Below are 26,443 nucleotides of genomic sequence, written 5' to 3'. Positions count from 1 at the left end.
GGCGCTCAGGCGGCCCGTGGTACGCATTGGCAAAACCTCAGTCTCAAAATCGTCATTTTGCCGATGACAGCGACGCCATTCTCTGCAAGAAAGAGTGCTGTTGAGAGACAGGGGCGCCCATTTGCGAAAGCGGGCTGAGAAGCACCCTTCGAACCTGAACCGGATAATGCCGGCGGAGGGAGTCGCTCGGGTCGCCATCTGCTTCATCGCATGATCGTTCCCGCGCCTGCCCCGCCTGAAAGGGGTACTATGGAGAACAAGACACCCGGAGCACTGTTAACGGCGATGCGGGCGAAGCCACCGCTCGTTCAGTGCATCACCAATTACGTGGCCATGAACATCGCCGCCAATGTGGTCCTTGCAGCGGGTGCATCGCCTGCCATGGTCCACGCCGCCGAAGAAGCTGGCGAGTTTGCCGCGATCGCCGGCGCTTTGACCGTTAATATCGGCACGCTCTCCACCCAGTGGATCGACGGCATGCATGCGGCGGCAAAGGCTGCAAACGCGAGCGGCAAACCTTGGGTCCTTGATCCGGTTGCCCATTATGCGACATCCTTCCGCCGCAAGGCGGTTGCCGATCTGCTGGCGCTTCGCCCGACGATCATCCGCGGCAATGCTTCTGAAATCATCGCGCTTGCCGGTGGCGAGAGCCGCGGCCAAGGTGTCGACAGCCGCGACCCGGTTGAGCAGGCAGAAGCTTCCGCGCGGCTGCTTGCCGAACGGCATGGCGCGGTCGTCGCGGTCACCGGCGTGGTGGATTTCGTGACCGACGGTGCGCAGGCGCTGCGCATTGAAGGTGGCTCGCCGCTCATGCCGCAGGTGACTGCGCTCGGCTGTTCGCTCACCTGCCTGACCGGCGCCTTTGCCGCCACCATTCCCGCCGATCCTTTCGCAGCCGCTGTCGCAGCACTTTCTGCCTTCGCGGTTGCCGGCGAAGAGGCGGCCAAGGATGCCGCCGGCCCCGGCTCCTTCTCCTGGCGCTTCCTCGATCAGCTTGCCGCGCTCGATGGAGCAAAACTCGATGCAAAAGTCAGGATCAACGCCGCATGAAACGCTTCGATCTTTCGCTCTATCTGGTCCTCGATCCCGATCTCTGCGCCGGTATCGGCATGGTCGAGACGGCGCGGCTTGCCGTTGCCGGCGGCGCCACGATGGTGCAGCTTCGTGACAAGCATGGCGGGACGGCAAGGATGATCGAGACCGGCCTGGCGCTGAAGGAGATCCTGAAGGGTACCGACGCTTTGCTCGTCATCAACGACGACGTCGAGGCAGCCATCGCGATCGGCGCCGACGGGCTGCATATCGGCCAGGATGACATGGGGCCAGGTACCGCCCGGGCGATGATCGGCCCGGACATGATCCTTGGTCTGTCAGCCGAGAGCGAAGCGCTGGCAGCGGCCATCGATCCCGCTATCGTCGACTATGCCGGAATCGGACCGGTCTTTGCGACACCCACCAAGGCAGACCACAAGCAGCCCATCGGCTTTGACGGGTTGGCGAGACTGGTGAAAACCGCCCCCGTTCCGACGGTTGCAATCGGCGGCTTGAAGAGCGAGCATGTCGCTTCCGTCTTCGCGGCCGGAGCCGATGGGCTTGCTGTCGTCTCGGCGATCTGCGGCACCCCGGATCCTCGGGCAGCGACGATCCGCATCGCCGAGGAAATCCGAAAGGTCCGCCGATGATCCACAACGTCCTGTCTATCGCCGGCTCCGATCCATCCGGCGGCGCCGGCATCCAGGCCGATCTCAAGGCTTTCTCAGCACGCGGCGTCTATGGCATGGCGGCGCTGACGGCCCTGACGGCGCAGAATACGCAAGGGGTGACGGGCGTGCATCTGGTGCCGCCTCACTTCGTCGCCCAGCAGATCAAGGCCGTCTTTGCCGATGTGCGTGTCGACGCCGTCAAGATCGGCATGATTGCCAATGCCGGCATTGCCGAAGCCGTTGCCGAAACGCTGGCGCCTCATCGCGGCATCCCCATCGTCGTCGATCCTGTCATGATCGCCAAGGGCGGAGCGGCACTCCTCGACCCGCAGGCTGTCGATGCGCTGACGAAACACCTGCTGCCGCTTGCGACGCTGCTCACCCCCAACCTGCCGGAAGCCGCAGCGCTGCTGCACGAAGAGGTTGCCGAAAGCCGCGAGCAGATGGCCTCGCAAGCCGAGCGCCTGCGAGCGCTTGGCCCTGCCGCTGTGTTGGTCAAGGGCGGTCATCTCGAGAGCAATGAAAGTCCCGACATATTGGCAACCGACTCCGGCCGGCATTGGTTCGAGGCGAAACGCGTCCCCACGAAGAATACACACGGGACCGGCTGCACACTTTCCAGCGCACTCGCCGCCGAGCTCGCAAAGGGTGCTTCGCCGCAAGCAGCTGTTTCGACTGCGAAAACCTATCTTGCGCAAGCAGTCGCTGCCGCGGGCGAGCTGGCAGTCGGCTCTGGCCATGGACCGGTTCATCATTTCCATGCCCTGTGGAAAGACGCCGGGCTCTAAGCCGGATCACAGACCCGATAATGCCCAGCGGCCCGGTTAAACCGGGCCGTTTTGTTTTGCCTACCCCCAGTTGAACCAGGATTGCCTGCCAAAAAGCCTGTTGACATGGCCGCTCGGATATCGAAAGTTATGTCATTAAAAAGGTATACATTCCGTAATAACGGAATAATTGGAGGAATTCGGGTGTCGGACCTGCTTGTGAGCTTATATTCCACGAAGCTCGCCGAACTGAAAGAGAAGGCCGGCTCCATCGGCATCGTGATCCGTCCAGCCCTGCCGCCGGAACTTCATGTCGTCGTTACCTGGGTGCGCGAACATTTCAGCGAGAACTGGGCAAGCGAAGTGAGCGTCGCCTTTTCCCGCCAGCCTGTCGCCTGCCTGATCGCCGTCGAGGATGGCAAGCTGCTCGGCTTTGCCTGCTATGACACGACCGCCCGCGGCTTCTTCGGCCCGACTGGCGTCGATCCGGCCGCACGCGGCAAGGGCATTGGCCTCGCCCTCTTTTCCGCCTGCCTGCAGACCATGAAGACGCTGGGCCACGCCTATGCCTTCATCGGCGATGCCGGCCCCGTCGATTTCTACGTCAAGACCGCCGGCGCGGTCGAAATTCCCGCCCCCGACAAGGGCATTTACGAAGGCATGCTGCGAAGCCAGCCGAAATGACCATCTGATACCGGAGTATTGAAATAGTGTCCTCGACCCCGCTCGCTCTCTTCGTCGGCCTTCCCAATCCGACGCTTTCGGACGACGAATTCGCCCTCTTCCGCGAGACCAATCCGCTCGGCCTCTTCGTCGGCCGCCGCAACCTGCGCAATCCGGAGCAGGCAAAGATCCTGATCGACCGTTTCCGCGAGGCCGTCGGCCGCGACGATGCGCCCGTCTTCACCGATCAGGAAGGCGGCCGTGTGCAGCACATGGATGCCGGCCCCTGGCCGCTTTTCCGCAGCTTCGGCCAGTTCGCCGAGCTTGCGCGCCATGACTTCGCACTCGGTAAGAAGGCGCTGCGTCTGTCCACCCAGGCCATGGGTGTGATGATGACCGAACTCGGCCTGTCGAGCGGCTGCTCGCCGGTTCTCGATCTCGTTTTCGAAACAACGAGCGCGGTGATCGGCGCCCGCTCCTTCGGCCCCGATCCGGATTTCATCGCTGCACTGGGCCGCGAAGTGGTCGATGGCCTGCTCGAAACCGGCAACATGCCGGTCATGAAGCATATTCCGGGCCACGGCCGCGCCACGCTCGATTCCCACAAGGAACGCCCTGTTGTCGACGCCTCGCGCGAGACGCTTGTTGCCACCGACTTCAAGCCCTTCGTGGCGCTGAAAGATACGCCTTGGGCAATGGTCGCCCATGTCGTCTACTCCGCTTACGATGCCGAGCTGCCGGCTTCCATCTCGCCGATCATGCATGACGTGATCCGCAAGGACATGGGTTACGACGGCGTTCTGATCTCCGACTGCATCTTCATGGAATCGCTGCAGGGCACTCTGCCAGAGCGCGTCGCTCAGGTTCTCGATGCCGGTTTCGACATTGCGCTTCACAGCCATGGCGACGTCAAGGAGAGCGAGGCTGCGGCCAAGGCCGCGCGCCCGCTGACGGAAGCCGCTCAGAAGCGTATCGCCGCCGGCAAGGCCCGCCTCGGCACTCTCAAAATCGACTATCGCGCTGTCCATGCGGAAGTCGAATCGATGTTTGCAAGCGCACTGGTCTCCTGACCAGCGCGCGTATTCTTCACCTCATAAGAAAAGGGGAATTTGTAATGAAGAAATATCTTTTAGCGGCTGCAGCCCTGACGATGCTATCGGGCTCGGCCGTCGCGCAGACCGTCCTGACGGCCAATATCGAGCCGGCAACCACCTGGGTGCGCAACTTCAACCCGTTCAATCAGACTTCGTCGCGTCAATCGACCCTTGACTTCATCTATGAGCCGCTGGTCATCTTCAACCGCTTCGACAGCAACAAGCCGGTCTATCGCCTGGCCGAAAGCTTCAAGCTCTCCGACGACCTGAAGAGCATCGATTTCAAGCTGCGTCCGAACCTGAAGTGGTCGGACGGCCAGCCGCTGACCTCGGCCGACGTGAAGTTTACCTACGACTACCTGAAGAAGTTCCCGGCCCTCGACTTCGTCAGCATCTGGACCTTCATCACCGATGTACAGGCGGTCGATGGCCAGACGGTCCGCTTCACGCTCGCCAATCCAAGCTCGCTTGCCGCCGAACAGCTGTCGCAGCTGCCGATCGTGCCCGAGCATGTCTGGAAGGATGTTGCCGATCCGGTCACCTACGCCAACGAAAACCCCGTCGGCAGCGGTCCGCTGACCGAAGTGCCGCGTTTCACCGGCCAGACCTATGACCAGTGCCGCAACCCGAACTACTGGGATGCCGAGCATCTGAAGGTCGATTGCATGCGCTTCCCGCAGCTTGCCGACAACAACCAGATCCTGACGGCAACCGCCGACGGCACGCTTGACTGGGGCGTCTCCTTCATTCCCGATATCGACAATGTCTATGTCTCGAAGGATCCGGCGCATTATCACTACTGGTATTCGCCGAGCAGCATGGTCGCCTTCCTGTTCAATCTCGAAACGTCCAACGAGGCCAACAAGAAGGCCTTCAATGACGTGAAGTTCCGCCGTGCGGTCTCGATGGCGCTGGATCGCAAGACGATGATCGATGTGGCTGGCTACGGCTACCCGACGCTGAACGAAGACCCAGGCCTGATGGGCGAGCTCTACAAGAGCTGGGCGGACCCGTCCGTCAAGGCCGACTTCGGCAAGTTCGCCGCCTATGACGCCGATGCCGCCAAAGCGCTGCTCGACGAAGCCGGCTATGTCGACAAGGACGGCGACGGCCTGCGTGACAATCCTGACGGTTCGAAGATCTCCTTCTCGATCATCGTTCCGAACTCCTGGACGGACTGGATCGACACGGTCAATATCGCGATCGAAGGCATGCAGGCAGTCGGCCTTGATGCCAAGATCGAGACCCCGGAAGAAGCCGTCTGGACCTCCGATCTCATCGACGGAAAGTTCGATGCGGCGATCAACAGCCTGCCGGCTTCGGCCTCGCCCTATTATCCCTACAAGCGCGCCTTCAGTGCTTCGGACAAGGGCAAGACCCGCTTCACCGCACAGCGCTGGTTCAACCCGGAAGTGGAAGACCTGGTCACCCAGTTCACCCACACGGCCGATCTCGACAAGCAGAAGGAAGCGATGAACAAGGCTCAGCGCATCGTTGCCGAAAACATGCCTGTCATCCCCGTGTTCAACAACCCGAACTGGTATCAGTACAACACCAAGCGCTTCACTGGCTGGTCGACCAAGGAAAACCCCTTCGTCAATCCGTCCATCTCGCGCACCAACCCGGCACGTCTTCTGAACCTGCTGGCGCTCGAACCGGTCAAGTAAGCCATTAGAAAAGCTGGGAGCGGCGCGGCAAGCGCCGCTCCCGTTTTGACGGAGTCCCCATGGCCTTTCTGCTACGCCGCCTCGCTTTTTACCTGGCGGCCTTCATCGCGGCAGCGACGATCAACTTCTTCCTGCCCCGGCTGATGCCGGGCGATCCCGTGCGCATCATGTTTTCGAGCGCGGGCACCGAACTGCCGCCGGAAAGCCTGCAGGCGCTGAAGCTGACTTTCGGCTTCGTCGACGGGCCGCTCTGGCAGCAATATCTCACCTATCTCGGCAGCATCTTCACCGGCGATCTCGGCCGCTCGATCAAGTATTTCCCGCTGCCGGTCACCTCGGTCCTCGGCCACGCGCTGGTGTGGACCGTCGGCCTGATGGGCACGGCGACGATCATCAGCTTCGCGCTCGGCACCTTCCTCGGCATTGTCGCCGCCTGGCGGCGCGGCAGCAAATTCGACGTCATCGTCTCGATCGGCGCGATCTTCGCGACATCGGTGCCCGCCGTCGTCACCTCGCTGATCGTGCTCTTCTTCTTCGGCTTCACGCTTGGCTGGTTCCCGAACGGCTATGCTGCCGATCCCTCGCTCGATCCAGCCTTCAGCTTCCAATATGTGGGCAGTGTCGCCTATCACGGCGTCCTGCCGATGATCACACTCTGCACTGTGCTGGTCGGCGGTTTTACCGTCACCATGCGCAACAACATGATCAACCTGCTCGGCGAAGACTATATCGTCATGGCCCGCGCCAAGGGCCTCTCCGACCGGCATGTGATGCTCTGGTATGCGGCCCGCAATGCGCTGCTGCCGACCGTCTCGAGCCTGGCGATCGCCATCGGCACCATTCTCGGTGGCTCGCTGGTGACCGAGGTCGTCTACAACTATCCGGGCCTCGGCAACATCCTCTACCAGGCGATCCTTGCGCGCGATTATCCCGTCATCCAGGGCCAGCTTCTCATCATGACCGCGACCATGCTGATCGCCAATTTCATCGTCGATGTCAGCTATGTGCTGCTCGATCCGCGACTGAAGGGAGCGTGAGATGAAGAGCCTGCTCCGCAATCGAAAGGCGCTGATCGGCCTCGCCATCATCGCCTTCATCGTCATCGTGGCGATCGCAGCACCGTTGCTGACGCATTACGATCCCGCCGCCCGCACCGGCCGTCCGCACCAGCCGCCGTCTGCCGAACATATTCTCGGTACGACGCGTATCGGCCAGGATGTCTTCGCCCGGATGATCTATGGCGCGCGCACCTCGCTTGCCGTCGGCTTCGGCGCCGGCCTGCTGATCACCGCCGTCGGCACGGCGCTCGGTATCATCTCCGGTTATCGCGGCGGCAAGACGGACGAAGTCATCAGCTTCTTCACCAATATGGTGCTCGTCGTGCCGAACCTGCCGCTGTTGCTCGTTCTCGCAGCCTTTATCGGCCAGGCGAGCCCGATCGTCATCGCCCTCATTCTCGGTGGCACATCCTGGGCCTGGGGTGCGCGCGTGACCCGTGCCGAAACGCTCTCCGTCAAGCAGAAAGACTATGTCAAATCGGCGGAGATGATGGGCGAGCCGCAATGGCGCATCATGACGTTCGAGATCTTCCCCAACGTGATTTCCATCGTCGGCATCAATTTCATCGGTAGCGTCATCTTCGCGATCATCACCGAAGCGACACTGGAATTCCTCGGTCTTGGCGACCCGCGAGTCGTCTCCTGGGGCACCATGCTCTACAACGCACAGAAGGCCTCCGCGCTTTCGGTCGGTGCCTGGTGGGATATCCTCACACCCTGCTTCGCGCTCGCCTTCCTTGGCATCGGCATGTCGCTCCTGAATTTCGCCGTCGATGAGATCGCCAATCCGCGGCTGCGAACCGGCAATCATCTGAAGCGCTGGTCCCTGCTCATCCGCTCCGGGGAGGGCCGCCTGTGAACCAGCCGCTACTTTCGGTCAAAAACCTCACGATCGACTATATCGGCGAAGAGAAGGATTTCCGCGCCGTCGATAACGTCAGTTTTGACGTCGCCCCTGGCGAAGTCTTCGGCCTTGCCGGCGAATCTGGCTGCGGCAAGAGCACGATTGCCTTTGCCATCAGCCGCCTGCACAAGCCACCCGCGCTGATCCGCAAGGAGAGCCGAATCATGCTTGCCGGCCGTGACGTTCTGGACCTGGACCCGAACGCGCTTGCCGCCTTCCGCTGGCGCGAAGTCGCCATGGTCTTCCAGAGCGCCATGAATTCGCTGAACCCGGTGCTGCGCATCGAAGATCAGTTCTATGACGTGTTGCGCACCCACAAGGGCATGACGAAAGCCGAGGCGCGCGAGCGCACGGCCGAGATGCTGCGGCTCGTCGATATCGCGCCGGAACGCATGCGCAACTATCCGCATCAATTCTCCGGCGGCATGCGTCAGCGCATCGTCATCGCCATCTGCATGGCACTCGATCCGAAGCTCGTCGTCATGGACGAGCCAACGACGGCGCTTGATGTGGTCGTGCAGCGCGAAATTCTGCAGCGCATCAACGAACTCCGAAAGCAGTTCGGCTTCTCGGTGCTCTTCATCACCCACGATCTCGGACTGATGGTGCAGTTCTGCGACCGCATCGGCATCATGCTCCAGGGCAAGCTCGTCGAGCAGAACGAAGCCGAGGCAATCTACAAGACGCCGCAGCACGAATACACGCGGAAACTCTGGGCCTCCTTCCCCTCGCTTCACGGAGGCGTGCTGCTATGAGCGATGCCATCCTCGCACTCGACAAGGTCACCAAGACCTTCGGCCACGGTGATTCCGCCGTCCATGCTGCACGCGCCATCTCCTTTTCGCTGCACGCCGGCCGCGCGCTGGCGATTGTCGGCGAATCCGGCAGCGGCAAAACCACCTGCGCCCGCATGGCGATGCGTGAATATTCGCCGACGTCAGGGCAGATCCTCTACAAGGGCCGCCCCGTCGAAAACGCCAAGGCCGACGAGATCGCCCGCTATCGTCGTTCTGTACAGATGATCTTCCAGGATCCATTCGCCTCGCTGAATCCGGCCCACACGATCACCCATCACCTGCAGCGGCCGCTGAAGCTGCACCAGCCTGACATACGCGGCAAGCAGATCGATGCGACCGTGCGTGAACTGCTCGAACGCGTGAAGCTCGATCCCGATATCGTCGCGCCGAAATATCCGCACGAGCTTTCGGGCGGTCAGCGCCAGCGCGTCAATATCGCCCGCGCCCTTGCCGCCCAGCCGGAAGTGATCGTCGCCGACGAGCCGACCTCGATGCTCGACGTTTCCGTGCGTCTCGGCGTTCTCAATCTCCTGAACGAGATGAAGAAAGAGATGAATCTCGGCCTGCTCTACATCACCCACGATATCGCCACCGCCCGCTATGTGGCCGAAGATATCGCCGTCATGTATTCCGGCCAGATCGTCGAATGGGGCAATACGGCCAAGGTGATCGACAATCCGCTGCATCCCTATACCCGCTTGCTGCTCTCGGCCGTACCGGACCCGGACGTGCGCTTCGACGATCCGCGCACGCGCCTGCAGCCGCAGGAGGTGGACGATATCCGCCGCCGTTCCGCCGCACCGCAAGAGCAGGTGGTCGAGCATGAGCCTGATCATTTCGTGCGTTTGGTCTGAGCAAGGCTTGCTGGCTTCGACCGTCGCCCTATGCTAGGGGACGGTCCCTTTCAGCGAGACGAAACTGCCATGCTTCCCTGGATCCAGCTCGATTCCGCGACCATCCCCGGCGACGGTGGAGAGCTGCGGCTAAAGCAGCGCGGCAGCGAATTTTCCATCATGCTCGGCACCAACGAACTGATGAACAGCCGCCTCAGCGGCTCGGAAGAGGCGCTTGCCACACTCTCCTTCGAGCGGGTCAAATCGCATCCGAAGCCGAAGATCCTGATCGGCGGGCTCGGCATGGGCTTTACCCTGCGGGCCGCTCTTGCGGTCGTGCCCGAGGATGCCGCTGTCGTCGTTGCCGAACTGATTCCGGAAGTCGTTGCTTGGGCACGCGGTCCGATGGCGGAGGTCTTCAAGGGCTGCCTCGACGATCCGCGCGTTTCGATCCACCAGGGCGATGTCGGCGAGGCGATCCGCGCTGAAAAGGCGGGTTGTGACGCGATCCTTCTTGATGTTGATAACGGCCCCGACGGCCTGACCCGCAAGTCCAATGACCGGCTCTACGATTATGCCGGGCTCAAATCCGCCCGAGAGGCACTGCGTCCCGGCGGCGTGCTGGCCGTCTGGTCCTCCGGGCCGGATGCGTCCTTCACGCGGCGCCTGAAAGATAGCGGTTTTGCCGTCGATGCGGTCAATACGCGGGCCAACGGCAAGCGCGGCGGCGCGCGCCACGTCATCTGGCTCGCAGTCAAGCCCGGCCGCTGACCGACCCCCGGCAATAAAATGCATCTATATCAGCAAAGGCGACGGATGCGTGCGCAAGAGAGCTTGAGATTGGTGCGGTAATAATCGTATCCCATAGATCACGGATCGCGACGACGAGGAGGTCTCGCGGCCATTCATCGGCCGAGCCGCATGCGGAGGCATGACGCGCCGGCCCTCGATTGGATACGGGTATGCGCCTTTCAGACTGCCATAACTTCCACGATTTCCGCCGTCTCGCCAAGCAGCGCCTTCCGGGGCCGATCTTCAACTATATCGACGGCGCCGCGGATGACGAGGTGACTTACAGGCGCAATACCTCATCTTTCGAAACCTGCGATCTTCTGCCGAGCGTGCTGCGGGGCGTCAGCGATGTCGATATGTCGGTCACCGTCATGGGCCAGAAGCTCGCCATGCCGGTCTATTGCTCACCGACGGCGTTGCAGCGGCTCTTCCATCACGAGGGCGAGCGTGCGGTCGCCCATGCGGCCGGCAAGTTTGGCACGATGTTCGGGGTTTCCTCGCTCGGCACGATCAGCCTGGAAGAGGCGCGCAAGATCAGCAGCGGGCCACAGGTCTACCAGTTCTACTTCCATCGGGATCGCGGCCTCAATCGTGAAATGATGGCGCGGGCGAAGCAGGCGGGCGTGCAGGTGATGATGCTGACCGTCGACAGCATCACCGGCGGCAATCGCGAGCGCGACAAGCGCACCGGATTTGCCATCCCGTTCAAGCTCAACCTGTCAGGCATGGCGCAGTTTGCCGTCAAACCGGCCTGGGCAATCAACTATTTCACCCATGAGAAATTCCGCCTGCCGCAACTCGACAGCCATGTGGACATGGGCAGCGGCACCATGTCGATCAGCCGCTACTTTACCGAGATGCTCGACCCCGCCATGAACTGGGACGATGTCGCCGACATGGTGAAGACCTGGGGCGGGCAATTCTGCCTGAAGGGCATCATGACGGTCGAGGATGCCAAGCGCGCCATCGATATCGGCTGCACCGGCATCGTGCTTTCCAACCACGGCGGCCGCCAGCTCGACGGTTCACGCAGCGGCTTCGACCAGCTGGCGGAAATCGTCAATGCCGTCGGCGACAGGATCGACGTCATGGTCGACGGCGGCATCCAGCGCGGCACGCATGTGCTCAAGGCACTCTCGCTCGGCGCCAAGGCGGTCGGGGTAGGGCGTTATTATCTCTTCCCGCTTGCAGCCGCCGGCCAAGCCGGGGTCGAGCGGGCGCTCCTGCAAATACGGACGGAAATCGAGCGTGGCATGAAGCTGATGGGCGCCGCTTCCGTCAGCGAGTTGTCGGCCGGCAACCTGCGTTTCCGCACCTCCTGAGACGGAGCACTGCACCCCATATCACGGCGCGAACTTTATCAGGCTCCGACGATCTCACGGGGCGCAGGTGCACCGACATCCTGCCGGCGCTGGCGAATGATCGTTGACGCCTCGCGGGGATCGGGCGGCAGCACGGCATTCTTCAAGGCGAACGAATATTCGTGCTGCGGATTGTCCAGCACGGCACGCGCATCGCCGCTTTCGACGACTACGCCCTTGCGCATGATGATGACACGGTCGGCTATGTAATAGGCGGTCGCGAGATCATGAGTGATGTAGATGATCGATACCTTCAATGTATCGCGCAATTCGCGAAAGAGATTGACGATCGACATGCGCAGTGACGCATCCACCATGGAAACCGGCTCGTCGGCGACGATGAGCTTCGGTTCCGGAATGAGCGCGCGTGCCACCGCGATGCGCTGGAGCTGACCACCGGACAATTCATGCGAATAACGTCCTCGAACCTCCGCAATGGAGAGGCCGACCCGCTGCAGCGCCGTATCTGCCAAGGCCTCCCTTTCGGTGCGGCTCTTCGCACCCTTGAAGCGATGCGCCGTGGCATACAGATACTCGTCGATGCGCGTCAGCGGATTGAAGGCTTCGAAGGGATTCTGGAAAACCGGCTGAACCCTGGTCATGAAGGCTTCGCGGGCGCTACGGCTGCTGATATCGCCAATGTCGGCGCCGTCGAAGCGGATGGTGCCGCGATCTGCGGCCTCGCTGCCGAGGATCATCTTGGCGAGCGTGGATTTGCCGGAGCCGGATTCGCCGACGATCGTGAAAATCTCTGGGCTGTCAGCCGCAAGCGCAAAGCTCACGTCATCGACTGCCGTCATCCTGGCGCGTGAAAAGAACCCGCCGATCGGAAAGAACTTGCTGACATTTTCAAGCTGGAGAAGGTGTTCGTCACTCATTGGATCTTGTACTCCCCTGCCCTGAAACAGGCCACGCGCCCGCCGGTCGCGCTCGGCTGCATGACAGGAACCTCCTTCGAGCACCTGTCGATCGCAATCGGACACCGTGGATGGAAGCGACATCCCGACGGCGGGTTCGAGAGCGCCGGAGGTTTGCCCTGCAGGCTCTTCCGCGTCCGCGTATCGCCGATGCGTGGCAGGCTGCCGATCAGATGAGCCGTATAGGGATGTTGCGGATTGTCGAAGATCGCCTGCGTCGGCCCTTCTTCGGCGAGCCGCCCCGCATACATGATCGCAAGGCGATCGGTGATGGCAGCATGGACGGACATATCGTGGGTCACGAAGATGACCGAGGCTTGCATGCGTGTCTGCACTTCCTTGATCAACGCAAGAACATCCTGCTGCACCAAAACGTCGAGCGCCGTCGTCGGCTCGTCGGCGATGATGAATTCCGGTTCGCAGACGGTCGCAAGCGCGATGGTCAGCCGCTGGCGCATGCCGCCGGAGAGCTGGTGCGGAAAGGCTTCAAGGACATGCGGGTCGAGATGCAGGCGGGCAAGATGCGCCTCGACCCGCTGGCGGAAGGCTGCTTGATCCAAACCCATGTGGCGGGAGGCGAAATCGTTGAAAGCATGCTTCACCCGCCGGACCGGGTTGAGCACGTTCATCGAGCCCTGCATGATGTAGGAAAGATGTCGCCAGCGCGCGGCCCGCATCTTTTGCGGTTCGCCATAGACATCAATCGGCTTGCCATCGAAATTGAAATTGACCGTACCGCCGACGACCCGCATCGGCGGGCGAATGGCTCCGGCAAGCGTCTTGATGAGCGAGGTCTTGCCGCTCGAGGATTCTCCGGCAATGCCGTAGATTTCGTTCTTGCGTACAGTCAGGCTGATATCGTCGACGGCCCTGATCTCGCGCCGGACGCCGAAATAATCGTTGACGTAGTAGCATTTGAGCCCGTCGATCGTCAGCGCGTCCCGGGAGTTCTCGACGAGGGTCAAAGGTGCTTTCCTCAAAGAATTCTGCATCGTCTCAGGCTCCCATCCGGGCCAGCCGCGAGCGCGGATCGATATATTCGTTGACCGACATGGCGAGCATGAAGAGGCCAAGGAAGAGGATGACCACGAACAGCATCGGGAAGGCCACCCACCACCAGATGCCGGCAACCATGGCCGAATGCGCATTGGCCCAGTAGATCATGCCACCGATCGTCGGCCGGTTGATGTCGGAAAAACCGAGAATGGAGAGCGTCACTTCCAGGCCGATCGCCCAGATGAGATTGTTCATCGTCGTGAAGAAGACGATCGGCATGACATAGGGAAGATGTTCGCGGACGAGGATTTGCGACGTGCGCATGCCCGAAAAAACGGCATGCCGGGTAAATTCCCGTTGCCGTAGCGATAACGCGACGGAGCGGATGAGCCGGCTGTCATGCGTCCAGCCGAGCAGGGCTGCGACGACCGCCAGCATCGACCATGTCATCTGGTCACGCAGGACAAAGACCAGAAGAAGCAGGATCGGGATGTTTGGCAATGCGCCCAGCGTATCGTTGATGCCCATGATGATCTGGTCGGTGCGGCCGCCGATGTAACCGGAAACGAGGCCGACGACGAGCGCGATGAGGCGGCTGATAACAGCGACGATAATGCCGAAGAGCAGCGTGTTGCGCAGCGACGCGCCGATCTGCCAGAAAACATCCTGGCCGCGTGAAGTCGTGCCGAACCAGAATTCGGCGGATGGCGGCATGTCGGGGATCACGACATAGATGGCGTTCTCGTCATAAGGCGAGAAGAAGGAAGAGACGATCAACCCGACAATGATCAGGATCAGGATCGTCCCGAGCAGGAATTCGCGGTTGTAACGAAGCAGGTCTCTGAGGATCTTGAACATCGCAATTATCCCAGTTTCACGCGCGGATCGATCAGCGGATAGATGATATCGATCACGAAGACGGCCGCAGCGACGGCAATGATGGCGATGGTCGTGACACCCAGGACCAGGCTGTAATCGCCGGAATAGATGCCCGAGATCAGCAGCTTGCCGATGCCCGGATAGTTGAAGACGAACTCGACAATGACGGCACCGCCGAAGACATTGCCGAGGCTGAGCGCGAGACCCGTAACCTGCGGCAACATGGCGTTGCGGGCCACATAATACGAAAAGATGCTGCTCGAGCGCACGCCGCCGAGCTCGGCATAAACGACATGATCGTCAGTGATGATGTTGGAGACGAGCGAACGCATGGAGATGAACCAGCCGCCGATGCCGACGAGCACGAGCGTCAGCGCCGGCAGAATACCGTGTTCGATAACCGAGCTGATGAAGGCCCAGCTGAAAGCGGGCGTGAGATTGACCTGCGCGCCGCCACTGATCGGCAGGATCGGCCAGACGAAACCAAAGAGAATAACGAGGCTGAGGCCGATAATGTAGGTCGGGATCGGCTGCAGTGCCATGATGACGATGCCGGCAAGCTTGAGCAGCCGGCTGTTGCGGAAATAGCCTGCAAGCGCGCCGAGCAGGTTGCCGATGATCCATGCGATGATCGTGGCAAGTGTCAGAAGGCCGACGGTCCAGGGCAAGGCGCGTCCGATAACGGTCATGACCGGTGTCGGGAAAGACGACAGCGACGGACCAAAATCACCGGTCAGCACCCGTCCCCAGAAAGTGAAATACTGATCGATAAGCGGCCCACCGGTTCCATAGAGCTCCCGCAGCGATTCGCGCAGAATTTCAACCGACTGTGGATCGGTCGAGCCGAAACTCGTCAAGAGCGATACGGTCTGCTCCACCGGATCAACAGGCGAGAAGTGCGCGATCAGGAATGCGAGCGTGATGCCGGTGACGACCACGAAAAGGAACTGCAGGAAACGTTTACCCGCATAGATCAGAAAGCCATTCATGGCATCCATCCTCCAGTAGCAGAAGGGGAGCGGCCGGCAATCGGCCACTCCCGTGTCGACGCGATCAGTTCTTCGGAGCGTCCGGATTGGCCTTCAGGCCGGTCACCATATAACGAATGTTCGACCAGTTCGGACCCGAAGCGGAATAGGGGTTTTCAGCGCTCGGATAGTTCGTCCAGTAGGTCGTGTCGAACGGGGCGAACTTGTTGTAGGCCATCAGCGGAATCATCGGCATCTCTTCGACCGCGAGCTTCAGGAAATCCTGACCGACCTTGGTGACGTCGGGCGAGTCGAAGGCGATGGACCGATTCTTCGCGATGATCTGATCGAGGCGCGGATCCTGCCAGCGTTGCAGGTTGCGCGGCGGCTGGATCTGGCCGAGCGGCTTGATGAATTCCGAATGGTAGCTGTCCAGGAAAAAGGACAGGTCCGGATGGCCGCCCCAGGTTTCAATGCTCCAGTAGATTGCGGCTTCGTAATCGCCGGCACTAAGGCGCTGACCGTTGGTCGGGCCGGCAACATCCACCTTTGTAGCGATGCCGTTCTGGCTCCATTGCTGGGCGATAACGGTGCCGGCACGCGCGAGGGTTGGAATGGCGTCGCCCTCGACCTGAAGGCGGATCGTGAACGGCGTGCCGTCAGGCTTCATCCATTGATTGCCGCTCTTCTTGAAACCGGCCTTCTGCAGGAGCTCGGTTGCAGCTTGAACATCCTGCTTCCACCAGCCGAAGCCGAAGGTACGCTGCAGCTGTTTCGGATCGGTCGGGATCTGGTCGCCCCACTGGCCACGCACCATGGTGGCGATCTGGGCGGAGATATTGGGATCATAGGGCTTGATCTTGCGGCTGCCGGTATCGAGCTCGAAATTGGTGAGCCAGTCCTGCATCGGTGCGTAATAATCGTCCGGAGCCGAGCCGGTCGGCGGCGTGGCGAGAGCAGCCAGATTGGCGGCACCGCGATAGGAGCCGAGGGCCACGGCGCGGATATCGATCATCAATGCCAGCGCCCAGCGCACGTCCTTGTTGTCGAAGGGCGGCTTCTTGGTGTTGAGCAGCACGGAAGGCAGGGTCGGATCGGGATGGGCGAAGGGGAAGCCCTTCAGCCAGGAGGCGACGCTCTTGCTGTCGCGCATCATCGCAAACATGCCCTCGGGTGCCATGTCGTTGATCACGTCGAGATTATGATTGCGCTGCTCGATGACGCGGGCTTCCGGGTTACCGGCGGCTCGATAGACGACATATTTCACCTGCGGCGGCTCCTTGGCAGCCATGCCGATCGAAGTGCGCTGCCAGTCGTCGCGCAGTTTCCAGATGGTCCAGTTGCCAGCCTTGTCATAGCTCTGCAGTACATAGGCGCTGAGCGAGACCGGCGGATTGTTCTTGAATGCCAGGGGATCGCCGGCCTTTTCGAAGACATGTTTCGGCATGATCCAGGCAGCGTTCCAGCGCACGGTGAACACCGTATGGAAGCGCGAATTCGGCTTCTTGAGATGGAAGATCACCGTCTGCGGATCTGGGTTTTCCACGCTGGCAACGTTGACGGAAAAAGGCGCGCTCCAGGACATGCCGGGATGGTCGATCTGAGTCTTGACCGTATAGGCCACGTCGTCGCTGGTGAATTCGACACCGTCGCTCCAATAGATGCCCTTGCGCAGCTTCACGGTCATTTGCGTGAAATCGGCATTATAGGCCGGAGGCTCGGTAGCGAGCGCATTCTGCCAGGCATCCGGACCACCCTCCGGATTGATGAACCAGAACGTATCGGTCGTCAGCTGCTGCAAGCCGTTGACATTGGCAGACCCGCCACCGCCCGGAGCCCAGACATTAAACCAGTCGGCATTCTGCTGCGGCGTGCCCTGGATGATCAGAGTTTCATTGCGCGGAATACCGGCAATGAAGTCCTGCGCATAAGCAGGCAGAGCGGCTAGAGACAATAAGGCAATGGCTGCAAATCTTGGGAACTTCATCGGACGCTCCTCCTCCTTGGCCCGCAGAGGCGGGCGCTTCCCGTAATCCGTTATCGATCGCGTTCCGGCGAAAGCGTCTTCATAGGGACCTGATAGTCCATATGGCTCCTCCAGACGACAAGTTTCGCCTCAACATTTATCGACAATTTTTCGCCAAACGGCAACAGGTAATTTTTTAAATGCCAAAAACTCTCGTAAATACCGGCATTTTTCATCATCCATTTAATCGTCATTTTTTATATTATTGACAAAATGGTCATTTCGCTTAGCTTTTGCGGCGAGCGCGGCGCCCTCCCAAGACAGCCGCAACTCATCACAATATTGGTCGGTTAGCCTTCGGGAGGAGGCAGAGGCTTGGCCGTTCAAGAGGAAAGACGATGACGAGTTCCTATGACGTGACCATCAACGTTCACGCCGGCAGGCCGACAGGGGCCTATAAACCGCTGTGGAACTGGTTCGGCTATGACGAGCCGAACTACACCTATTCCCCCCATGGCAAGAAGCTTCTGAAGGAGCTGACAGAACTCAGCCCCATCGCTCCGCGCATTCGTACCCACAATCTGTTGACGAGCGGCGACGGCAAGCCGGCCCTGAAATGGGGCTCGACCAATGCCTATACGGAGGATGCGAACGGCAATCCCGTCTATGACTGGACGATCATCGACCAGATCTTCGACGCCTATGTCGAGGCCGGCAACATTCCGCTGATCCAGATCGGCTTCACGCCGGAAGCGCTTTCCGATTTCGACGGTCCCTACAAGCATCATTGGGAGCCGGCGGATAAATACGCAACGATCACCACCGGCTGGACCGCGCCGCCGAAGGACCTGAAAAAATGGGGAGACCTCATCGAGGCCTGGGCGCGGCATCTCGCCGATCGCTACGGGGAAGATATCGTCTCCTCCTGGCCCTGGGAAGTCTGGAATGAACCCGACGGCCATTACTGGACGGGTACGATTCCGGAATTCTGCGCCATGTATGATGCGAGCGCACGTGCCGTAAAACGCGCCCTGCCGAAAGCACGCGTCGGCGGTCCGCACACGTGCGGCGGCTTCGCCAATGAAAAGGCGCAGACTTTCCTGCGCGCCTTTTTGCGCCATGTTGTCGAGAACAAGCCGCCGATCGATTTCATCGCCTTCCACGCCAAGGGCAATCCGGTCATCTTCGACGGCCATGTGCGCATGGGTCTGCACAAGCAGCTGCGCGACATCGAAACCAATCTCGCCATTATCAACGAATTCCCTGAGCTTCGGCATCTGCCCGTCGTCATCGGCGAATCCGACCCGGAAGGCTGTGCGGCCTGCTCGGCCCGCGTCCACCCGCAGAACGGCTACCGCAACGGACCGCTCTACGGCGTCTATGTCGTCGAGAGCATGATCCGCACTTATGAGCTGTCACGCCGAGCCAATATCGAGATCGAAGGTGCGGTGACCTGGGCCTTCCTTTTCGACGACCAGCCCTATTTCGACGGCTTCCGGGATCTCGCGACTAACGGCGTCGACAAGGCGGTGCTGAACGGCTTCCGGATGCTCGGCAAGCTTGGCGGCGAGTGGCTGGAATCCGAAAGCGACTATCGCCGCGATATCGAGGATATCATGAGCCACGGCGTTCGCGACAAGCCCGACGTCAACGTCGTTGCGACCCGCGACGACAAGGGCGTCTCCGTTCTCGTCTGGCACTATCATGATGACGACGAGGCAGGCCCCGCTGCCGATATCAGCCTGTCGATTGACGGCTGGGGCAATCGTCCGGCCGCGCTCAAGCATTTCCGCATGGACGAGCAGCATTCCAACTCCTTCCGCATCTGGAAGGAAATGGGCAAGCCGCAGGATATCGCGGGCGCCGATTACGCCAGGCTCGAGGCCTCGGGAAGGCTCGCCGAGATCGACGACAAGGCGTCTGTTTCGGTCCGCGACGGCAAGATCAATCTCACCTTCTCCCTGCCGCGTCAGGGCGTTTCTCTCCTGCGCCTGGACTGGTGAGACGGCAGGAAAAGTGGGAGCGCAACCCTCCAAGTTGCGCTCCGTAACCACCTCAGAGCAATCCGGCGCGCGGTCATCGTCACGTCATTGACCGCGTGTCGCTTCACTGCGCCGCAATTGGCGCCGTCGAGACCATCCCGCGCAGCACCGCGGGCAACAACGAGCCGCCTGTCCCCGAGACCGCGACGCTCCAACATTCCACAGCCCTTCGCCATCAAGAGACTCATTTACCACAAACAGGTTTACAGCCAATAACTGACATGTTAGTCATACCATACTGACATGAAGGAGACGTATTGATGACGGGGTTTGGTTTGTCGGTCGCATTGGCGACACCTTTTGAGCGCAGCGGCGCCATCGCCGCCGAGGTCATGCTCGCCCAGGCAAAGCGAAGCCTTGATTCGGGCTGCGCCAGCGTCACTCTGTTCGGAACAACAGGCGAAGGCGCATCGATCGGCAGCCAGGAACGCGAACGGATCCTCGACGCATTTATTGCCGCCGGCGTTCAGCCCGGGCAGATCGTCGTCGGTGTGCTCGTCGATGCGGCGGAGGATGCGGCGCAGCAGATGTCACAGGCCCTGTCGAAGGGCGTGCGCAGTATCCTTCTCGCCCCGCCCTCCTATTTCAAAAACGTCAGCGATGATGGTATCTTTGCCTGGTTTGCCGATGTGTTTGCGCGTGTCGGCGAGGCAGCGCGTGATGTACTGGCCTACAATATTCCCTCGGTCACGATGGTCGCGTTGAGCATCGACCTGATCAGCCGGTTGCGAAAGGCTTTCCCCTCCATCGTCACCGGCGTCAAGGACTCCTCCGGCGACTGGCCCTACACCGAAACCCTACTGCGCCAGCATGGCGACCTGATCATCCTGATCGGCGACGAGCGGCACCTCGCCAAGGGTGTGCGCATGGGCGGTCAGGGTGCGATTTCGGGCATGGCCAATTTTGCGCCGCACGAAGTCCGCGCCATGGCCGTCGACGGCAATGACGATCCGCGCGTCGAACAGTTCGTTGCCGAACTTCTCAAGCACCCCGTGACGCCGGCTGTGAAAGTCATGGTGGCAAAAATGACTGGCGATGATAGATGGCTTGCTGTTCGCCCTCCTTTGACGTCAATCTCCGCCGATGGCAGACGCGAGCTTGCCCTTGCCTTTGACGGACTTTTTCGCACAAAGGCAGCATAGCGGTCATGTACGAGGAGAGCCCGATGGATGGAGCGGACGAGCAGCCGACGCTGAGAGAGAAAGCTTATGAAAGCTTTACCAGGCATCTGCTGGCGCGTGACGTCCGTCCCGGGCAATTCGTCTCGCAGCGCAGGCTTGTCGAACTGACCGGCCTGACGCTCGGAGCTATTCGCGAACTTATACCGCGGCTAGAAGCCGAGGGCCTGATCAAGACGGTGCCGCAGCGCGGGCTTCAGATTGCCCATATCGACCTGAACCTCATTCGCGAAGCCTTCCAGCTCCGGCTTTTTCTCGAAAAGGAAGCCGTCGGGATCTTCACAGAGACGGCAAGCGACGCGGCGATCGCGGCACTCCTGAATCAGCATCGTGAGATCGTCGCAGCAATCGAGGCCGGCAATCATTCCCATGAACTGGAAATCCATGCCCAGGCTGTCGACTGGGGCATGCATGACGCCTTCATCGATGCGCTAGGCAACACGATCATTTCCAACGCCTACCGCGTCAACTCCATCAAGATGCGCCTGATCAGCCAGGAACGCTTCCGCATCGACGGGCGCGTCGGCCCCGTCATGGGTGAGCATCTTCGCGTACTGGAGGCCATTGAGCAAAGGAATGCACAAGGGGCCATCGATGCGCTTGCCGCACATATCAATCACGCGCGAAGTCGCGCGCTGAGAATTTAGACTGACGCCTGCGGTGAGGAGATCGCAGGCCACACAAGAGGAGGAGAGCAGCATGTCATCATCATTCATTCGTCCGACGCGCCGAAACTTTCTGGCCGGTTCAGCAGCCGTCGGCGCTGCCGGGCTTCTCGGCATCAGGCCTGCTTCGGCGGCCGTCGACTGGAAGCGCTTTGCCGGAACGACGCTCGAGGTCAATCTCGTCAAGAGCCCGCGTAGCGAGACGATCCTCAAATATCTGAGCGAGTTCGAAGCGCTGACCGGCATCAAGGTCAATGCCGAGGCAACACCGGAGCAGCAGCAGCGCCAGAAGACGACGATCGAACTCAGCTCCGGCAAGCCCAGCTTCGACGTCGTGCACCTCAGCTATCACGTCCAGAAGCGCCAGTTCGAAAAGGGCGGCTGGCTTGCCGACATCAGCGGCTTCATCAAGGATCCGTCGCTGACCGACCCATCCCTGGTCGAAAGCGACTTTGCAGAAGCCGGCCTGCAGTTTGCCAAGGACTCGCAAGGCGTGCTGCGCTCGCTTCCCTTCTCGGTGGACTACTGGATCGTCTACTGGAACAAGGAACTGTTCGAGAAAAAGGGCCTGTCCTATCCGTCGACATTCGATGAGATGGCTAGTGCCGCTGAAGCCCTGACCGATAAGTCCTCCAATACCTACGGTTTCGTGGCTCGTGGCCTCAAGAATGCCAACGTTCCGGTTTGGACCACCCTGCTTCTCGGCTATGGCTCGACGCCGCTCGGCCCGGATGGAAAGCTGCGCACGACCTCTGACGAAGCCGTCGAGGCGGCCAAGATGTATCAGCGCCTGATGACGAAGTCTGCGCCTGTTGGCGTGTCCGGCTTCAACTGGGCGGAGGCACAGTCTGCCTTCCTGCAGGGCAAGGTCGGCATGTGGCTCGATGGCGTCGGCTTCGCGCCGCCGATCGAGAATCCGGAAAAGTCCCGCGTCGTCGGCAAGGTCGGCTACGGCATCATGCCGAAGGGACCAAAGGCACAGGCGGCCGCCACGACCGGTGACGGCATCGGCGTCACCGCCGCCAGCAAGAACAAGGAAGCGGCCTATCTCTTCTGCCAGTGGGTCATTTCCCACGACATGGGCGCGCGCCTTCTGCAGGCGGGTGCCGGCGTGCCCTTCCGCAATTCGATTCTCGAAGACGCCAAGGTTCGCGAGGGCGTCACCATGCCGAGCACCTGGGTCGATGCCGTTGCGGGCTCGGCAAAGGTCTCGCAGCTCGCGCTGCCGGTCATCATTCCGGTCACCGAGTTCCGCGACATCTATGGCGTCGGCTTGACCAACATGATCGGCGGCGCCGATCCGGCAGCGGAACTGAAGAGCGCCACGGCGCAGTTCGAACCGGTACTGGCCCGAAGCGAGGGATAATGGCATCCGTGAGCATGGACACCACGCGATCGAATAGCATCGCAAACGGGAGGAGCAAGCCAGGTCGGCTTGCTCCGAACTACTGGCCCTTCGTTGTCCCGGCGCTGCTCGTCATCGCCGCGGTCATCGTGTTTCCTTGGGTGTTTACGCTCTGGATGAGCGTGAACAGCTGGACCCTGGGCCAGCCGGTGGTTTTTGCCGGCCTGGACAATTACACCCGGCTGCTGGTGGACATGCGCTTTTGGGAATCGCTTTGGCACACGGCGCTCTACACGCTGCTTGCCGTCGTCGCCCCGCTCATCCTGGGCACGCTCGCCGCTTTGATTTTCGACGCACAGTTTCCGTTCCGCGGATTGCTGCGGGGCGTTTTCGTCATGCCGATGATGGCGACACCGGTCGCCATCGCGCTCGTCTGGACGATGATGTTCCATCCGCAGCTCGGCGTGCTCAATTACCTGCTGTCGCTCGTGGGCATCGGGCCGCAGGAATGGATCTACAATCAGAACAGCGTCATTCCCTCGCTCGTGCTGGTCGAGACCTGGCAATGGACACCGCTGATCATGCTGATCGTTCTCGGGGGCCTGGCGGCCGTTCCGCGCGAACCCTATGAGAGTGCCGAAATCGACGGCGCCAACGCCTGGCAGAAGTTCCGCTACCTGACCCTGCCGATGATCGCACCCTTCCTGATGATCGGCGTGATGATCAGAAGCATCGATGCTGTCAAGAGCTTCGATATCATCTATGCGATGACACAGGGCGGGCCAGGCACCGCATCGGAGACGATCAACATCTATCTCTATAATACGGCCTTCTCTTACTATGACATCGGCTACGGGTCGGCGATGGCGGTCGTCTTCTTCATCATGATTGTCGCGCTTTCCTTCGTCCTGATGATGATCCGGCAGCGCGCCAACTGGTCCGACACGGAGACACGCTGATGAAACGCAAGACGATCGATCGCATCGGGCTGCTGTTTGTCGCCCTCGTCATGGTCTCCCCTGTCATCCTGTTCTTTCTCTGGATGATCTCGCTGTCGCTGAAATATGAAATCGACAATGGCGCCTATCCGCCGATCTTCATCCCCGAGCGTTTCGCCTGGTCGAATTACATGAAGGTCTTCGAGGAGAATAATTTCTTCCTCTATTTCTGGAATTCGATCCTTGTAACCGGCGGCGCAACCTTGCTCGCACTGCTGATCGGCGTACCCGCCGGCTACGGCATCGCGCGGCTCAAGGCGGAGCGTTCCGCCATGGTCATCATGATCGCCCGCATGACGCCAGGCCTGTCCTTCCTCATTCCGCTGTTCCTGCTGTTCCAGTGGCTGAACCTTCTCGGCACGCTCTGGCCGCAGATCATCATCCATCTGGTGGTAACGGTGCCGATCGTCGTCTGGATCATGATCGGCTATTTCGAAACGACGCCGATGGAGCTTGAAGAGGCGGCCAGCATCGACGGTGCGACCTCCTGGCAGGTCTTCCGTCTGGTGGCGCTGCCGATCGCCAAGCCCGGCATCGTCGTGGCTTTCATTCTCTCGGTCATCTTCTCCTGGAACAACTTCGTCTTCGGCATCGTGCTTGCCAGCCGCGAGACCAGAACCCTGCCTGTGGCCGTCTATAACATGCTCTCGTTCGAGCAGGTCAGTTGGGGGCCGCTTGCTGCAGCCGCACTCATCGTAACCCTGCCCGTGCTGGTACTCACCATGTTTGCGCAAAAGCAGATCGTTGCGGGCCTGACGGCTGGTGCCGTCAAGGGCGGCTGACCCAGGCATTCAAAGGACCATCAACATGGCAAATGTGAATATTCGAAACGTCCAGAAACGCTTTGGCGCCGTCAATGTCATCAGGGACATCAGCGTTGATATCACCGACGGAGAATTCGTTGTGCTCGTCGGTCCGTCCGGCTGCGGCAAATCCACCCTGCTGCGCATGATTGCCGGCCTGGAGGAAATGAGCGACGGCGAAATCCGGATCGGTGCTCGTGACGTCAGCAACCTGAGGGCCCGCGACCGCGATATCGCAATGGTCTTCCAGAACTATGCGCTCTATCCGCATATGAGCGTCGCCGACAATATGGGCTTTGCTCTGAAGCTGAAAAAGGCCGACACGTCGGAGATTTCCGAACGGGTCACTAAGGCGGCTAACATCCTTGGCCTTGAAAAGCTGCTCGACCGTTATCCCAAACAGCTCTCAGGGGGCCAGCGTCAGCGTGTCGCCATGGGCCGAGCATTGGTGCGCGATCCGCAAGTCTTCCTGTTCGACGAGCCGCTTTCCAATCTCGATGCGAAGCTGCGCGTGCAGATGCGCGCCGAAATCAAATCGCTGCATCAGCGTATCAAGACGACGACGATCTATGTCACCCACGACCAGATCGAGGCGATGACGATGGCTGACAAGATCGTTGTTCTGCATGATGGCGTCATCGAGCAGGTCGGCGCTCCCCTGGAACTCTATGACCGCCCCGCCAATCTCTTCGTCGCCGGCTTTATCGGCTCGCCCTCGATGAATTTCATCGACGGCAGGATTGAAGAAGGTGTCTTCCGCACCGAAATGGGCCTCATCTTACCACTGCCGGAAAACATCAAGAGCGCACCACCCGCTGGTCAGCTTGTCTACGGTATCCGTCCCGAACATATTCGCGCCAGCCAAGGCGGCATTGGCGGCCGTGCCGAAATCGTCGAGGGAACGGGATCGGAAATCTTCGCCAAGCTGGATTGCAATGGCGAACAGATTTCCTGCCTCTTCCGTGAACGGCTGGCAATCGCGTACGGCGATACAGTTTCGATCGCGATCGATCCGGCAAGTGTCCATCTCTTCGACAAGTCAACTGGCCGACGCATTTGACCCCGACCTTCTCCGATGCGGGCAGCAAGCCGCGCCACGTGCTCTGCGTCGGTGCTGCCGTGCTCGATACACTGTTTCGTGTCCGCACGATCCCGCAGACGCCGGGTAAGGTTCTGCCCTACGAAATGCTGCAAGTGGCCGAGGGCATGGCTTCCAGTGCGGCCTATGCGATCGTGCGCCTCGGTGGTCTTGCAAGCCTGTGGGGCGCAGTCGGCGACGATCCGGCCGGCCAGCAGATCCTGTCAGAGCTCGAACAAGCGGGAATTGATGTCGGCGGCAGCGCCCGGGTTGCCGGCGCCCGTTCGGCCGTTTCGACGATCCTCATCGACGACGATGGCGAAAGGCTGATCGTTCCCTTCTACGATCCGCGACTGCACGAACACGTTAAGGAGGTCACGGCCGACGATCTCGCGGCGTTCAATGCCGTCATGGTGGATGTGCGCTGGCCCGCTCTTGCCCTGAAGGTCCTGCAAGCAGCAAGGGCAGCCGGAAAGCCCGCAATCCTGGATGGCGATGTCGCTGCGCCTCGCATCATCGACATGCTGGCGAAACATGCCGACCACATCATCTTTTCAGAGCCGGCAGCCGGTAGCCTTTCGCAGATCGACGATCCGGCCGGCATGGTACCGCATCTCAAGACGCAATATCCGCAGGCCTTGATCGTGGTCACCGCCGGGGAGCGCGGCAGCTATTGGTGGAACGAAGAAACAGCTGACGTCGCACATGTGCCTGCATTTCGGGTCAAGACGGTCGACACACTGGCGGCCGGGGATATTTTCCATGGCGCCTATGCGTTGGCGGTCACGGAGGGATTGACGACAAATGCGGCTATCCGGATGGCCTCTGCCGCCGCAGCGTTGAAATGCAGCACCTTTGGCGGGCGGCTCGGCGCACCGCAGCGTGCCGAGGTTTCGGCTTTGCTGGGGGAAGGCGATCGCACGCCAACGGCGGCAGCCGATATGATTGCCGGCCAATCCATCTAGGACC

The 26,443-nt window shown here is 60.7% G+C and carries 25 protein-coding genes and 1 riboswitch; of the genes, 20 read left to right on the top strand and 5 right to left on the bottom strand.

Translation table 11 applies throughout. The features are described from left to right. Positions 1-99: 99 nt before the first annotated feature. A riboswitch (TPP riboswitch) is annotated at positions 100-198 on the top strand. A gap of 51 nt (positions 199-249) precedes the next feature. From thiM to FHT93_RS24850, 12 genes are all read left to right on the top strand, one after another. After that, positions 250-1,050 carry a hydroxyethylthiazole kinase gene (thiM, locus tag FHT93_RS24905; RefSeq protein WP_113014592.1) on the top strand — a complete coding sequence of 267 codons (801 nt, stop codon included), beginning with the start codon at positions 250-252 and terminating at the stop codon, positions 1,048-1,050. After that, positions 1,047-1,682 carry a thiamine phosphate synthase gene (gene thiE, locus FHT93_RS24900; RefSeq protein WP_113014593.1) on the top strand — a complete coding sequence of 212 codons (636 nt, stop codon included), beginning with the start codon at positions 1,047-1,049 and terminating at the stop codon, positions 1,680-1,682. The genes thiM and thiE overlap by 4 nt, the downstream gene beginning before the upstream one ends. Beyond that, positions 1,679-2,491 carry a bifunctional hydroxymethylpyrimidine kinase/phosphomethylpyrimidine kinase gene (thiD, locus tag FHT93_RS24895; protein WP_113014594.1) on the top strand — a complete coding sequence of 271 codons (813 nt, stop codon included), beginning with the start codon at positions 1,679-1,681 and terminating at the stop codon, positions 2,489-2,491. The genes thiE and thiD overlap by 4 nt, the downstream gene beginning before the upstream one ends. 183 nt (positions 2,492-2,674) lie before the next feature. Next, positions 2,675-3,154: a GNAT family N-acetyltransferase gene (locus tag FHT93_RS24890; protein WP_112546414.1), complete on the top strand. Its 480-nt coding sequence runs from the start codon at positions 2,675-2,677 to the stop codon at positions 3,152-3,154. A 26-nt stretch (positions 3,155-3,180) separates the two neighbouring features. Further along, on the top strand, positions 3,181-4,203 hold the full coding sequence (locus FHT93_RS24885; protein WP_183849905.1) for a glycoside hydrolase family 3 protein: 1,023 nt from the start codon (positions 3,181-3,183) through the stop codon (positions 4,201-4,203). Between the two features lie 44 nt (positions 4,204-4,247). Then, positions 4,248-5,894, top strand: coding sequence for an ABC transporter substrate-binding protein (locus FHT93_RS24880; protein ID WP_183849903.1), 1,647 nt, complete (start codon positions 4,248-4,250; stop codon positions 5,892-5,894). 59 nt (positions 5,895-5,953) lie between these two features. Next, positions 5,954-6,931: an ABC transporter permease gene (locus tag FHT93_RS24875; protein WP_183849901.1), complete on the top strand. Its 978-nt coding sequence runs from the start codon at positions 5,954-5,956 to the stop codon at positions 6,929-6,931. Position 6,932: 1 nt separating this feature from the next. After that, positions 6,933-7,811 (top strand): ABC transporter permease, encoded by an 879-nt coding sequence (locus FHT93_RS24870; RefSeq protein ID WP_183849899.1) that lies wholly within the window; start codon positions 6,933-6,935, stop codon positions 7,809-7,811. After that, the gene (locus FHT93_RS24865; protein WP_183849897.1) at positions 7,808-8,611 is read left to right on the top strand and encodes an ABC transporter ATP-binding protein; all 804 of its coding nucleotides are present in this window, start codon (positions 7,808-7,810) and stop codon (positions 8,609-8,611) included. Before FHT93_RS24870 ends, FHT93_RS24865 begins: the two co-directional genes overlap by 4 nt. Continuing rightward, positions 8,608-9,507 carry an ATP-binding cassette domain-containing protein gene (locus FHT93_RS24860; RefSeq protein WP_183849895.1) on the top strand — a complete coding sequence of 300 codons (900 nt, stop codon included), beginning with the start codon at positions 8,608-8,610 and terminating at the stop codon, positions 9,505-9,507. Before FHT93_RS24865 ends, FHT93_RS24860 begins: the two co-directional genes overlap by 4 nt. 69 nt (positions 9,508-9,576) lie before the next feature. Continuing rightward, a complete protein-coding gene (locus FHT93_RS24855; protein WP_183849893.1) occupies positions 9,577-10,257 on the top strand; it encodes a hypothetical protein in 681 nt (226 codons plus the stop codon). A gap of 191 nt (positions 10,258-10,448) precedes the next feature. Next, positions 10,449-11,600, top strand: a complete 1,152-nt coding sequence (locus FHT93_RS24850; protein ID WP_183849891.1) for an alpha-hydroxy acid oxidase — start codon at positions 10,449-10,451, stop codon at positions 11,598-11,600. A gap of 38 nt (positions 11,601-11,638) precedes the next feature. On the opposite strand, the gene FHT93_RS24845 is transcribed toward FHT93_RS24850, so the two are convergent. From FHT93_RS24845 to FHT93_RS24825, 5 genes are all read right to left on the bottom strand, one after another. Then, positions 11,639-12,517, bottom strand: coding sequence for an ABC transporter ATP-binding protein (locus FHT93_RS24845; protein ID WP_183849888.1), 879 nt, complete (start codon positions 12,515-12,517; stop codon positions 11,639-11,641). Further along, on the bottom strand, positions 12,514-13,548 hold the full coding sequence (locus FHT93_RS24840) for an ABC transporter ATP-binding protein (RefSeq protein WP_112546404.1): 1,035 nt from the start codon (positions 13,546-13,548) through the stop codon (positions 12,514-12,516). Before FHT93_RS24840 ends, FHT93_RS24845 begins: the two co-directional genes overlap by 4 nt. A 4-nt stretch (positions 13,549-13,552) precedes the next feature. Then, positions 13,553-14,410 (bottom strand): ABC transporter permease, encoded by an 858-nt coding sequence (locus FHT93_RS24835; RefSeq protein ID WP_113014606.1) that lies wholly within the window; start codon positions 14,408-14,410, stop codon positions 13,553-13,555. Between the two features lie 5 nt (positions 14,411-14,415). Then, complete coding sequence (locus tag FHT93_RS24830) at positions 14,416-15,420, bottom strand: ABC transporter permease (RefSeq protein WP_112971763.1); 1,005 nt, start codon at positions 15,418-15,420, stop codon at positions 14,416-14,418. A 64-nt stretch (positions 15,421-15,484) separates the two neighbouring features. Then, a complete protein-coding gene (locus tag FHT93_RS24825; protein ID WP_113014607.1) occupies positions 15,485-17,386 on the bottom strand; it encodes an ABC transporter substrate-binding protein in 1,902 nt (633 codons plus the stop codon). 377 nt (positions 17,387-17,763) lie between these two features. Here FHT93_RS24825 and FHT93_RS24820 point away from each other — a divergent pair, with 377 nt between their 5' ends. From FHT93_RS24820 to FHT93_RS24785, 8 genes are all read left to right on the top strand, one after another. Continuing rightward, positions 17,764-19,368, top strand: a complete 1,605-nt coding sequence (locus tag FHT93_RS24820; RefSeq protein ID WP_183849886.1) for a beta-xylosidase — start codon at positions 17,764-17,766, stop codon at positions 19,366-19,368. A 296-nt stretch (positions 19,369-19,664) separates the two neighbouring features. Further along, entirely contained in the window at positions 19,665-20,549 is an 885-nt protein-coding gene (locus tag FHT93_RS24815; protein ID WP_183849885.1) for a dihydrodipicolinate synthase family protein, read from the top strand. Between the two features lie 23 nt (positions 20,550-20,572). Then, positions 20,573-21,232, top strand: coding sequence for a GntR family transcriptional regulator (locus FHT93_RS24810; protein ID WP_112546398.1), 660 nt, complete (start codon positions 20,573-20,575; stop codon positions 21,230-21,232). Between the two features lie 52 nt (positions 21,233-21,284). Further along, complete coding sequence (locus FHT93_RS24805) at positions 21,285-22,616, top strand: sugar ABC transporter substrate-binding protein (RefSeq protein ID WP_112546397.1); 1,332 nt, start codon at positions 21,285-21,287, stop codon at positions 22,614-22,616. After that, complete coding sequence (locus FHT93_RS24800; protein ID WP_112546396.1) at positions 22,616-23,554, top strand: sugar ABC transporter permease; 939 nt, start codon at positions 22,616-22,618, stop codon at positions 23,552-23,554. Before FHT93_RS24805 ends, FHT93_RS24800 begins: the two co-directional genes overlap by 1 nt. Further along, positions 23,554-24,375, top strand: a complete 822-nt coding sequence (locus tag FHT93_RS24795) for a carbohydrate ABC transporter permease (RefSeq protein ID WP_007816916.1) — start codon at positions 23,554-23,556, stop codon at positions 24,373-24,375. Before FHT93_RS24800 ends, FHT93_RS24795 begins: the two co-directional genes overlap by 1 nt. A gap of 25 nt (positions 24,376-24,400) precedes the next feature. Then, positions 24,401-25,456, top strand: a complete 1,056-nt coding sequence (gene ugpC, locus FHT93_RS24790) for a sn-glycerol-3-phosphate ABC transporter ATP-binding protein UgpC (RefSeq protein ID WP_183849883.1) — start codon at positions 24,401-24,403, stop codon at positions 25,454-25,456. Beyond that, a complete protein-coding gene (locus FHT93_RS24785) occupies positions 25,453-26,439 on the top strand; it encodes a PfkB family carbohydrate kinase (RefSeq protein ID WP_113145110.1) in 987 nt (328 codons plus the stop codon). Before ugpC ends, FHT93_RS24785 begins: the two co-directional genes overlap by 4 nt. Positions 26,440-26,443 lie beyond the last annotated feature (4 nt).

It is taken from the genome of Rhizobium sp. BK379 (assembly GCF_014193955.1).
Lineage (GTDB): Bacteria > Pseudomonadota > Alphaproteobacteria > Rhizobiales > Rhizobiaceae > Rhizobium.
This window is presented reverse-complemented; position numbering and strand designations above follow the sequence as displayed.

Coding starts and splice junctions, on each gene's coding strand:
- FHT93_RS24855 (WP_183849893.1), top strand. CDS start 9,577: ATGCTTCCCTGGATCCAGCTCGATTCCGCGACCATCCCCGGCGACGGT.
- ugpC (WP_183849883.1), top strand. CDS start 24,401: ATGGCAAATGTGAATATTCGAAACGTCCAGAAACGCTTTGGCGCCGTC.
- FHT93_RS24830 (WP_112971763.1), bottom strand. CDS start 15,420: ATGAATGGCTTTCTGATCTATGCGGGTAAACGTTTCCTGCAGTTCCTT.
- FHT93_RS24820 (WP_183849886.1), top strand. CDS start 17,764: ATGACGAGTTCCTATGACGTGACCATCAACGTTCACGCCGGCAGGCCG.
- FHT93_RS24835 (WP_113014606.1), bottom strand. CDS start 14,410: ATGTTCAAGATCCTCAGAGACCTGCTTCGTTACAACCGCGAATTCCTG.
- FHT93_RS24860 (WP_183849895.1), top strand. CDS start 8,608: ATGAGCGATGCCATCCTCGCACTCGACAAGGTCACCAAGACCTTCGGC.
- thiE (WP_113014593.1), top strand. CDS start 1,047: ATGAAACGCTTCGATCTTTCGCTCTATCTGGTCCTCGATCCCGATCTC.
- FHT93_RS24800 (WP_112546396.1), top strand. CDS start 22,616: ATGGCATCCGTGAGCATGGACACCACGCGATCGAATAGCATCGCAAAC.
- FHT93_RS24875 (WP_183849901.1), top strand. CDS start 5,954: ATGGCCTTTCTGCTACGCCGCCTCGCTTTTTACCTGGCGGCCTTCATC.
- FHT93_RS24840 (WP_112546404.1), bottom strand. CDS start 13,548: ATGCAGAATTCTTTGAGGAAAGCACCTTTGACCCTCGTCGAGAACTCC.
- FHT93_RS24805 (WP_112546397.1), top strand. CDS start 21,285: ATGTCATCATCATTCATTCGTCCGACGCGCCGAAACTTTCTGGCCGGT.
- FHT93_RS24795 (WP_007816916.1), top strand. CDS start 23,554: ATGAAACGCAAGACGATCGATCGCATCGGGCTGCTGTTTGTCGCCCTC.
- FHT93_RS24850 (WP_183849891.1), top strand. CDS start 10,449: ATGCGCCTTTCAGACTGCCATAACTTCCACGATTTCCGCCGTCTCGCC.
- FHT93_RS24845 (WP_183849888.1), bottom strand. CDS start 12,517: ATGAGTGACGAACACCTTCTCCAGCTTGAAAATGTCAGCAAGTTCTTT.
- thiM (WP_113014592.1), top strand. CDS start 250: ATGGAGAACAAGACACCCGGAGCACTGTTAACGGCGATGCGGGCGAAG.
- FHT93_RS24825 (WP_113014607.1), bottom strand. CDS start 17,386: ATGAAGTTCCCAAGATTTGCAGCCATTGCCTTATTGTCTCTAGCCGCT.
- thiD (WP_113014594.1), top strand. CDS start 1,679: ATGATCCACAACGTCCTGTCTATCGCCGGCTCCGATCCATCCGGCGGC.
- FHT93_RS24870 (WP_183849899.1), top strand. CDS start 6,933: ATGAAGAGCCTGCTCCGCAATCGAAAGGCGCTGATCGGCCTCGCCATC.
- FHT93_RS24880 (WP_183849903.1), top strand. CDS start 4,248: ATGAAGAAATATCTTTTAGCGGCTGCAGCCCTGACGATGCTATCGGGC.
- FHT93_RS24810 (WP_112546398.1), top strand. CDS start 20,573: ATGGATGGAGCGGACGAGCAGCCGACGCTGAGAGAGAAAGCTTATGAA.